General features: G+C 71.7%; 8 protein-coding genes. All 8 read right to left on the minus strand.

Translation table 11 applies throughout. The annotated features are described in order from the left end of the window. Nucleotides 1-50 precede the first annotated feature (50 nt). The 8 genes from DQW06_RS12975 to DQW06_RS13010 all read right to left on the minus strand — a co-directional run bounded on the left by DQW06_RS12975 (nt 51) and on the right by DQW06_RS13010 (nt 7,453). Nucleotides 51-917 carry a glycosyltransferase family 2 protein gene (locus DQW06_RS12975; RefSeq protein WP_013154868.1) on the minus strand — a complete coding sequence of 289 codons (867 nt, stop codon included), beginning with the start codon at nt 915-917 and terminating at the stop codon, nt 51-53. A gap of 302 nt (nt 918-1,219) precedes the next feature. Beyond that, on the minus strand, nt 1,220-1,990 hold the full coding sequence (locus DQW06_RS12980; protein ID WP_013154869.1) for a CDP-alcohol phosphatidyltransferase family protein: 771 nt from the start codon (nt 1,988-1,990) through the stop codon (nt 1,220-1,222). After that, nucleotides 1,968-3,017, minus strand: a complete 1,050-nt coding sequence (locus tag DQW06_RS12985) for an iron-containing alcohol dehydrogenase family protein (protein WP_041552866.1) — start codon at nt 3,015-3,017, stop codon at nt 1,968-1,970. Before DQW06_RS12985 ends, DQW06_RS12980 begins: the two co-directional genes overlap by 23 nt. A gap of 5 nt (nt 3,018-3,022) precedes the next feature. Beyond that, on the minus strand, nt 3,023-3,754 hold the full coding sequence (locus tag DQW06_RS12990; RefSeq protein ID WP_013154871.1) for a sugar phosphate nucleotidyltransferase: 732 nt from the start codon (nt 3,752-3,754) through the stop codon (nt 3,023-3,025). Nucleotides 3,755-3,787: 33 nt separating this feature from the next. Continuing rightward, complete coding sequence (locus DQW06_RS12995) at nt 3,788-4,429, minus strand: DUF5941 domain-containing protein (protein ID WP_238347033.1); 642 nt, start codon at nt 4,427-4,429, stop codon at nt 3,788-3,790. An 86-nt stretch (nt 4,430-4,515) separates the two neighbouring features. Then, nucleotides 4,516-5,493, minus strand: coding sequence for a hypothetical protein (locus DQW06_RS29880; protein ID WP_117198534.1), 978 nt, complete (start codon nt 5,491-5,493; stop codon nt 4,516-4,518). 221 nt (nt 5,494-5,714) lie between these two features. Beyond that, nucleotides 5,715-6,605: an ABC transporter ATP-binding protein gene (locus DQW06_RS13005; RefSeq protein WP_013154874.1), complete on the minus strand. Its 891-nt coding sequence runs from the start codon at nt 6,603-6,605 to the stop codon at nt 5,715-5,717. Beyond that, nucleotides 6,605-7,453, minus strand: a complete 849-nt coding sequence (locus DQW06_RS13010; RefSeq protein ID WP_019608200.1) for an ABC transporter permease — start codon at nt 7,451-7,453, stop codon at nt 6,605-6,607. The genes DQW06_RS13005 and DQW06_RS13010 overlap by 1 nt, the downstream gene beginning before the upstream one ends. Between the last annotated feature and the right edge of the window lie 380 nt (nt 7,454-7,833).

Here is a 7,833-nt window from a genome sequence, read left to right on the forward strand (position 1 = left end):
GGCGCGCGGGGGGCGGCGGGCCCCGGCCGGCGCCGGCGCCGGCCGGGGGCTCAGATGATCGGCGGGCGTCCGGCGCGGGTCATCCGCCACGCGGTCGACCAGCTGATCGGGGTGCGCGGACCGGCCTCCTCGCGCCAGCCCTCCCGGAAGCCCCCGAACCACGAGCGCAGCGCGTCGCGGTCGCGCTCGCGCAGCACGGTCAGCCCGACCCAGGTGCCGAGGTAGGCCGCGGCCAGGGGCCAGGGCAGGTTGCGGCGGGCCAGCCACACCCGGTTGCGGGCGTTGAGCCGGTAGAAGTTCTCGTGCCGGGTCGGCGCCACCGCCGGGTGGTACATCACCGCGTCGGCGTCGTACTCGATCCCGTAGCCCGCGTCCATGATCCGCCAGGCGAGGTCGGTCTCCTCGTGCGCGTAGAAGAAGTCGCCCGGCAGGCCGCCCCCGGCCTCGAAGGCGGTGCGCCGGATCGCGCACGCCCCGCCCAGGAACGTGGTCACCACGCTCGACTTGCGGGAGTCGCCCACGCGCAGGCGCGGCACGTGGCGGCGCTGGTCGGGGCCGCCGTCGGGGTCGGCGATACGGAAGGACAGCGCGCCCAGCGACGGGTCGGCGGCGAAGCGCTCGCGCACGTGGCGGGCGAGGTCCCTGGAGCGGTACCAGCCGTCGTCGTCCAGGAAGAGGATGATGTCGCCGCTGGTCGCGCGCACCCCGTGGTTGCGTCCCTCGGGGATGCCCACGTTCTCCGGCAGGCGCACCCGCGTGACGCCCTCGGGCAGCTCCGGCAGGTCCGCGCCGTTGCCGACGACCACGACCTCGACGTCCGCGTCCTCCTGCTCGAACACGCTGGTGATGGCGCGGCGCAGCTCGGCCGGACGGTTGCCCATCGTCAGCAGGACGCAGGACAGGGTGGGCGCGGACACCTGGGGGCGGCTCCGTTCGGCTCTGGGCGCTGGGGAGACCGTCACCTCCGGCTTCTCCGGGCTCGGTGAGGACGGAATCACGGGTGTGGCCATGGTTGCGACCGTTCAGTGGACGAAGTGTTACTGGAAGGTTGACACACGGCCAACGATCGCAGGAACAGACTAACGAAAGAATAAAGGGAAGGTGGACGGGACCGTGGACAGGGTAACCTGCACGGCCCCGTTCGTGACGTCAACGTCATCGGCGCGTCGTTCGTGACGCTCCGACCCGGTTCGGGCCGGGGGCGCCCGAAGTGTCCGCGCTATTCGAGGCGGCGCGAGGCGAGCACGCTCACGAAGTGCGCGAAGCTCATCAGCACGCCCACCGCGGCGCACGCCGCCACCAGGATCCGGGTGGCCGTCAGGTCGCCGAGGAAGGCGTCCACCACGGCCGCCACCACGACGATCAGGGACAGCTCCACGGCCTGGATGAGGCGGTGCACCTTCAGCGCCGAGGCCAGGCGGCGGGCCAGGCTGAGCCCGGACGAGCGCGGACGCATCGCCTCGTCCGAGACCTTCTCCGGCAGGCCCGCCTTGGCCCGCGCCACCACAACGTTGTCGGTCTCGGCCTTGATGAGCGCCACGCCGATCGCCGCGGCCATGCCCAGGATCACCCAGCCGCCCGGCTCCCACCCGCCCTGGGCGCGCACGCCCAGGCCGATGAGGAGCGCGATCTCGGACACGTAGTGGCCGATGCGGTCCAGGTAGATCCCGGCCACGCTGGTGCGGCCGGTGTAGCGCGCCACCTCGCCGTCGGAGCAGTCCAGCAGCAGGTACACCTGCACGAACAGCGCCGCCGCGATCGCCGACCACAGGCCGCCGAAGGCGACCACGACCCCGGCGAGCACGCCGAAGGCCATCATCAGGTAGGTGATCGGGTTGGGGGGGACGCCGAGCCGGACGAAGAACGTGGTCAGGTACGGGGACAGGTCGCGCATGTAGAGGCGGCCCGCCCAGTGCTCCTCGTTCGTCCTCTCCTTGATGCCGGCGGGCTGGCCGCCCGCGCGGACCTCAGCGACCGACGGCTTCGACATAGTCCTTGACGCTCCGTCCGATCTCGTCCTCGGAGAGGTTCAGGTGTTCCAGGATGGTGAACCGGCCCGGACGGGTGTCCGGGGCGTGGACCACCGCCCGTGCGAACTCCGCCTCGTCGAGTCCGACGTCGGAGGGCACGACGGGCAGCTCGTGACGGATCAGGCAGTCGCGGATCTCGTTCATCCGCGCCTGCGACCAGTCCAGGTGCCGCACCCGCAGGAAGGACGCGTACAGCGCGCCCAGCCCGGCGAGCTCGCCGTGGTTGCTGGTGCCCGGGTGGAGCTGGGTGACCGCGTGCAGGATCTCGTGGCACGCGCCGCTGGCGGGGCGGCTGGACCCGGCCACCGACATCGCCATCCCCGAGAGCACCAGGCCCTCGGCCAGCACCGTGAGGAAGGCCTCGGACTCCACCGAGTCCGGGCGGTGCAGGACCGCCTCGGCCGCGACCCTGGCGAAGGTGACGGACATGCCGTCCACCGGCTCGCCGTTGACCCGGCCCGCCAGCTCCCAGTCCTCGATGGCGGAGATGTTGCTGACCACGTCGCCGATGCCCGAGCGCACCAGGTGCGAGGGGGCCGCCCGGACGTAGTCGACGTCGATGACCACGGCGATGGGCATGGTCACGCCGATGGAGGGCTTGCCGCCCTCGTGCTCCAGCGAGCTGACCGGCGAGGCGATGCCGTCGTGCGCGAGGTTGGTGGCCACGGCCACCATGGGGATTCCCGCCATGGTGGCGGCGAACTTGGTCACGTCGATGGTCTTGCCGCCGCCGATCCCGGCGACCGCCTCGTAGGCGCCCGAGCGGAGCTTCTTGCCCAGCTCGGTCGCGGCGTCGACGGTGCCCTCCTCGACGTGGAAGACCTCGCAGTTGGGCAGGTCCAGCTCGGAGGCGATCTGCGCCCCCTGCCCCGGGCCGACGGCCACGGCGATGCGGCCCTCGGTGGCGATCCTGCGGTCGGCGAGCAGCGTCCCGAGGGAGGAGACGGCTCCCCGGCGCACGTCGATCGCCAGCGGGGAGGGGAGCATGCGGGCTAGTAGCGGCATGCGATCTCCCTCGCCTTGGCCAGGTCGTCGTGGTTGTCGACCTCGACCCAGTCCACCTCGCCGATCGGCGCCACGGCGACCTTCTCGCCGCGGTTGACCAGCTCCTGGTAGCCGTCCTCGTAGTACAGCTGCGGGTCGCGCTCCCAGGTGGCCTTGAGGGCGTCGGCGAGACGGGCGTCCAGGGAGCCCTCGATGAGGGTGGCGCCGATGTACTCGCCCGCGGCGGTGGCCGGGTCCATGAGCTTGGTGATCGTGCGCAGGTGGCCCTCCTCGTCCAGGGTCACCTTCATCTCCTCGTCAGCGAGGCTTTTCACGCTGTCCACCGCGAGGAGCAGTTCCGGTCCCCGTGCGGCGAGTAGCGTTTCCTCGACGCTCACGGGGTGAACCGTGTCGCCGTTGACGAGGAGGACGCCCTCGGAGAAGAACTCGCGCGCGGTCCACAGGGAGTAGGCGTTGTTCCACTCCTCGGCCTTGTCGTTGTGGCTGAGGGTGAGCTTGACGCCGTGGCGCTCCTCCAGTGCCTCCTTGCGCGCCTCGACCGCCTCCGCGCGGTAGCCGACCACGACGACGACGTCGGTCAGCCCGGCCGCCGCCAGGTTGCGCAGCGAGATGTCCATGATGGTCGTCTCGCCGTCGACGGGCACCAGCGCCTTGGGCAGGGTGTCGGTGTAGGGGCGTAGACGGCGCCCCGCGCCTGCGGCGAGAACCATTCCGAGCATGAGGGCGTGTTCCTCCTTAGTCGGGGAGGGCTCTCACGCCTCCCCGTTCGTTCCGGCGGCCGGTTGGCCCCCGTCTGCGTGGCCTGGTCGGGGGATCCGCGGATCCCCCTGGTCCGTGTCGCCCTCGCCGGGGGCGGCGCTGGCGCGTACGTCGGCCACCGGTGTCGCGCTCCAGGTGCGCACGGCCTCGCGGACGAGCAGCACCGCCAGGTATCCGGCGAGTATGCCGTAGGCGGGGGCGAGCGCGTGCAGCGCTCCCGCGACCGCGATGACGAGCATGCGGCCGTCCCAGCCGAGCGCCGCGGCGCGCACCCCCGCGGGGCGGGCCGCCCCGACCGCGGGACGGGCCACGTCGTCGCCGTGGTGACAGGCGACCGCCATCAAGAGTACGAACACCAGTGGACCCGGTACACCGGACGCCAGCCCCAGGACCGCCAGGTACCCGTACTCGGTGACGCGCAGGACGGGTGGCACGAGCCAGTCGAACCGTCCGTCGTGGGGGTGGCCCGAGGCCAGTCCGGACAGTAGCAGGGCAGCGACCGGTGCGAACAGGGTAATGCCTGCCAGCCGTCCGTGGCCTGCCGCGAGGAGCGTTCCGACGACCAGGAGTCCGGTGAGCGCCGTGAGCAGGGGCGGCGCTCCCCCCGGCGCGATCCGGCCGAGCAGGAGCGCCATGTGACTGTCATCACGAAGAAACCGCAGGTCGGGACGGATCGGGTCGTACCGGTCCCGGTCCGAACCCCCGTGCGCGGCGCTCGCGTTCACTGTCGACTCCGCGCGGGATCGGCGAGTTGGGCGGTCACCGCGACGACGCAGCCGACCACGAGGGTGACGAAGGCGACGCGCGCGTCCCACAGCGTGGCGGTCACCGCGATGGCCAGGAAGCGCACGGGTTGGGGGAAGTCCGCGATCCGGCGCAGCGGCGAGGGGGCGGGGCGGTCGTCCGCGCCGCGGTCGTCGGCTCCGGCGTCGGCGCGGTCCCGGTCAGGGGTCCCGTTCGGGGGTAGGCCGTTCGGGCCGGCCCCTTCCTCGGGGCCTCCGCACAGGGGGGTCCCGTGCCTGACGGCCCCGTTCACCCGGACGCCGTTGGCGGAGACCCCGTTCACCGCGGGCCGGTTCACGGCCGTTCCGTCGGCGCGGGCCCCGGCGGGGGCGCGGACCGGACGCGAACCGCCCGTTGTGCCGTCCACCACAGTGGCGCCGAACAGGCGCTCGGTCAGACCGGGATCGCTGGCGCGCGGCCCCCGCGGCGGGCGGGGCGCCAGGCCCCCCAGAAGGCCGCCAGCGGGCCGCTGGGCGGACGAGGGGGGTCTCCTTCGACCCGGCCCCGGCTCCGGGACGGCCGGAGCGGACCCGGCCGCCAGGAGCGAGTCGCGCAGGGCCAGGGCGACCAGCGCGCCCGCGGCCCACCCCCAGGCCCCGCCGATCCCGGCGGCCACGGCGCCCGCCGCCAGGCCGAGGTAGACCGCGTACTCGCGCAGCTGCGACAGCATCGCCGCGAGCCACAGGGCGAGGGCGTCGCGCCGGTCGGCCCGCATGCGCTCGCGGACCGCGTCGCAGAACAGGACCGCGCCGAGGAAGGCCGAGCCCGCCAGGCCGCCGACCGCGTCGGCCCGGGAGAACCAGACCGCCGCGCCCACGGCCCCCAGGACGCCGATCCGGGCCACCCCGGAGCGGGTGACGTGTCTGCGTTCGAGCATCCGCGCGGCCAGCCGCGCCACGGTGCCGCTGTGGGCCATGGACGTGTCCTCTCCCAGCTCTGATGGGAGACACCGTTTCTCACTCTGTGTAACGGTTCAATCACTGACACACGCGCAGATCGTCGCGGCGGGGTCGGGCGGTGCGGGGCCCTGTCCGGACATGTGGCGAAACGCCGGACGCGCACCGCCGGGCAGTCTCCGGTGGTGCGCGTCAGCGCGTCAGCGCGTTCGGTGGGAAGGCCGGGCGGACCCGGGCGGCTTCAGGCCGCCTGGCCGCCGTCGCCGCCGCCGTTGTCGGCCTCGGCGGCCTTCCTGGCCTTCTCCTCCGCGCGCTTCTTCTTCTCGGCGTCGCGCTTCTTGCGCTCCTCGATCTCCGCCTGGGTGTCCTCGTTGTAGGCGGCGAGCGCGGCGTCGATGTCGGTGTCCAGGGCGAGCCCGCCGCCCTTGACGTAGAGCCCGCGGTTGCAGAACCGGCGCAGGTCCCTCTCGCTGTGCGACACCAGGACCATCGTGCGCTGGTTGGCCAGCATGCGGTCGATGGCCTCGTAGCACTTGCGCTTGAAGGCCTTGTCGCCGACCGCGAGCACCTCGTCGACCAGCATGATCGGGTGCTCCAGCTGCGAGATCAGCGCGAAGCCGAGCCGCACCTTCATGCCGCTGGAGTAGTGGCGCACCGGGGTGTCCACGAACTTGGACTTGATCTCGGCGAAGTCGACGATCTCGTCGAAGCGCTCGTCGATCTGCTTCTCGGACATCCCGTGCAGGGAGCCGACCAGGTACACGTTCTCGCGGCCGGTCAGGTTGTCGTTGAACCCGGCGCGCAGCTCCAGCAGCGGGGCCACCTTGCCGTGCACGTGCACCTCGCCCTCGTCGGGGATGAGCACCCCGGCGATCAGCTTGAGCAGGGTCGACTTGCCGGTGCCGTTCTTGCCCACGATGCCCACGCACTCGCCTCGTCCGATGTCGAACGTGACGTCGCGCAGCGGCCAGAACTCGTCGCCCTCGGCGTTGGGGTCGCGCTTGGTGCCGTGGATGAACATCTCGCGCAGGCTGCGCTTGCGTCGGCGGTTCACGGCGAACTTGACGCCGAGGTTCTTGGCCTCGATGACCGGCCCGGTGGTGATCCCGGCGCCGTAGGTCGTCTGCGCCATCACAGCTCCTTCAGGACGGACATCTCCAGACGGCGGAACGTCCAGTATCCGATGATCAGCATGAGAATCGAACCGACCACCGACGAGGTCAACGCGAGGGTGCTCGGGGTGAGTTCGTCGAATCCGGCGAACCACACGGCACGGTGCATCTCGAAGATACCCAGCAGCGGGTTGAGCTGGAAAAGTGTCTTCGCCCACTCCGGAACGCTGGGCTCGGTGAGCACCAGCGAGGCGGGGAACAGGACCGCCGAGCCGTAGAACAGCAGGCGGGAGGCGATGCGCACCAGGCGCTCGACGTCGCGCAGCAGCACGTTGACCGCGGACAGGAAGAGGGTGAGGCCCAGCCCGAAGACGAACTGGAGCACGACGGCCAGCGGCAGCCACACCAGCACGCCCTCCCACGAGGGCCTGCCCCCGAGGAAGATCACGAAGAGGATCAGCACGGGCCAGGTGAGCAGGTACTCGATGAACTTCGTGCCGACCGTGGCCGTGGGGAAGATCTCCCGCGGCACCTTCATGGTGGTGATCAGCTTGGCGTGCGTGATCATCGCGCGGGGGGCCTCGGACAGGATCGCCCCGAAGGTGTTCCAGGGCAGGATCCCCGCCACGAGGAACAGCAGGAAACCGCCCTGCGCCAGGGCCTCCTCCGGCATGCCCCGTTCCGCGTTGAGGATGACGCCGAAGACGACGAAGTAGACCATCGTCAGAGCCAGCGGCTCCAACATCGTCCACGCGTACCCCAGTACGGACTGCTGGTACTTGACCTTCAGGTCGCGCCGGACCAGGAGGCCGACGACCTTCCGGTGCTCCCAGACGGCCAGCGCCCTTGACGCCACCGCCACCTCCAAGGGTTGATGTCTCGTCCGATCCACGCTGGGGACGGACGGGCGTGCTCGTACTCGCCTGTGCGCACCGGCCGACATACGCGGTCCACCCCGTACGGCGTACCGAAACGGGGGAGCGTGTCCGGGCGACCGGGGGATGTCACGGACCGCGCCCGGTTCAACGACCGCTTCTGGGAGGAGGTCGGCACCGGGCACGCCATACAGGCGTCCATAGGTTACCGCTGCGAACGACGGGCTGTGCCACCCCACCTGTCACCAATGCGTGTTTTGTACCTTCGCCCAGGGAGGCCGGACGCGGCGCGCCGAGGCCGCGCGGGGCGCGAAGCGCCGTGCGCGACGGAGCGCCGTACCGGGTGGAGGCGCCGTCGGGCGGGGGCGCGGGG

Source organism: Nocardiopsis sp. TNDT3, assembly GCF_003427465.1.
Classification (GTDB): Bacteria; Actinomycetota; Actinomycetes; order Streptosporangiales; family Streptosporangiaceae; genus Nocardiopsis; species Nocardiopsis dassonvillei.

Coding starts and splice junctions, on each gene's coding strand:
- DQW06_RS12995 (WP_238347033.1), bottom strand. CDS start 4,429: ATGGCGCTCCTGCTCGGCCGGATCGCGCCGGGGGGAGCGCCGCCCCTG.
- DQW06_RS13005 (WP_013154874.1), bottom strand. CDS start 6,605: ATGGCGCAGACGACCTACGGCGCCGGGATCACCACCGGGCCGGTCATC.
- DQW06_RS29880 (WP_117198534.1), bottom strand. CDS start 5,493: ATGGCCCACAGCGGCACCGTGGCGCGGCTGGCCGCGCGGATGCTCGAA.
- DQW06_RS12990 (WP_013154871.1), bottom strand. CDS start 3,754: ATGCTCGGAATGGTTCTCGCCGCAGGCGCGGGGCGCCGTCTACGCCCC.
- DQW06_RS12980 (WP_013154869.1), bottom strand. CDS start 1,990: ATGTCGAAGCCGTCGGTCGCTGAGGTCCGCGCGGGCGGCCAGCCCGCC.
- DQW06_RS12985 (WP_041552866.1), bottom strand. CDS start 3,017: ATGCTCCCCTCCCCGCTGGCGATCGACGTGCGCCGGGGAGCCGTCTCC.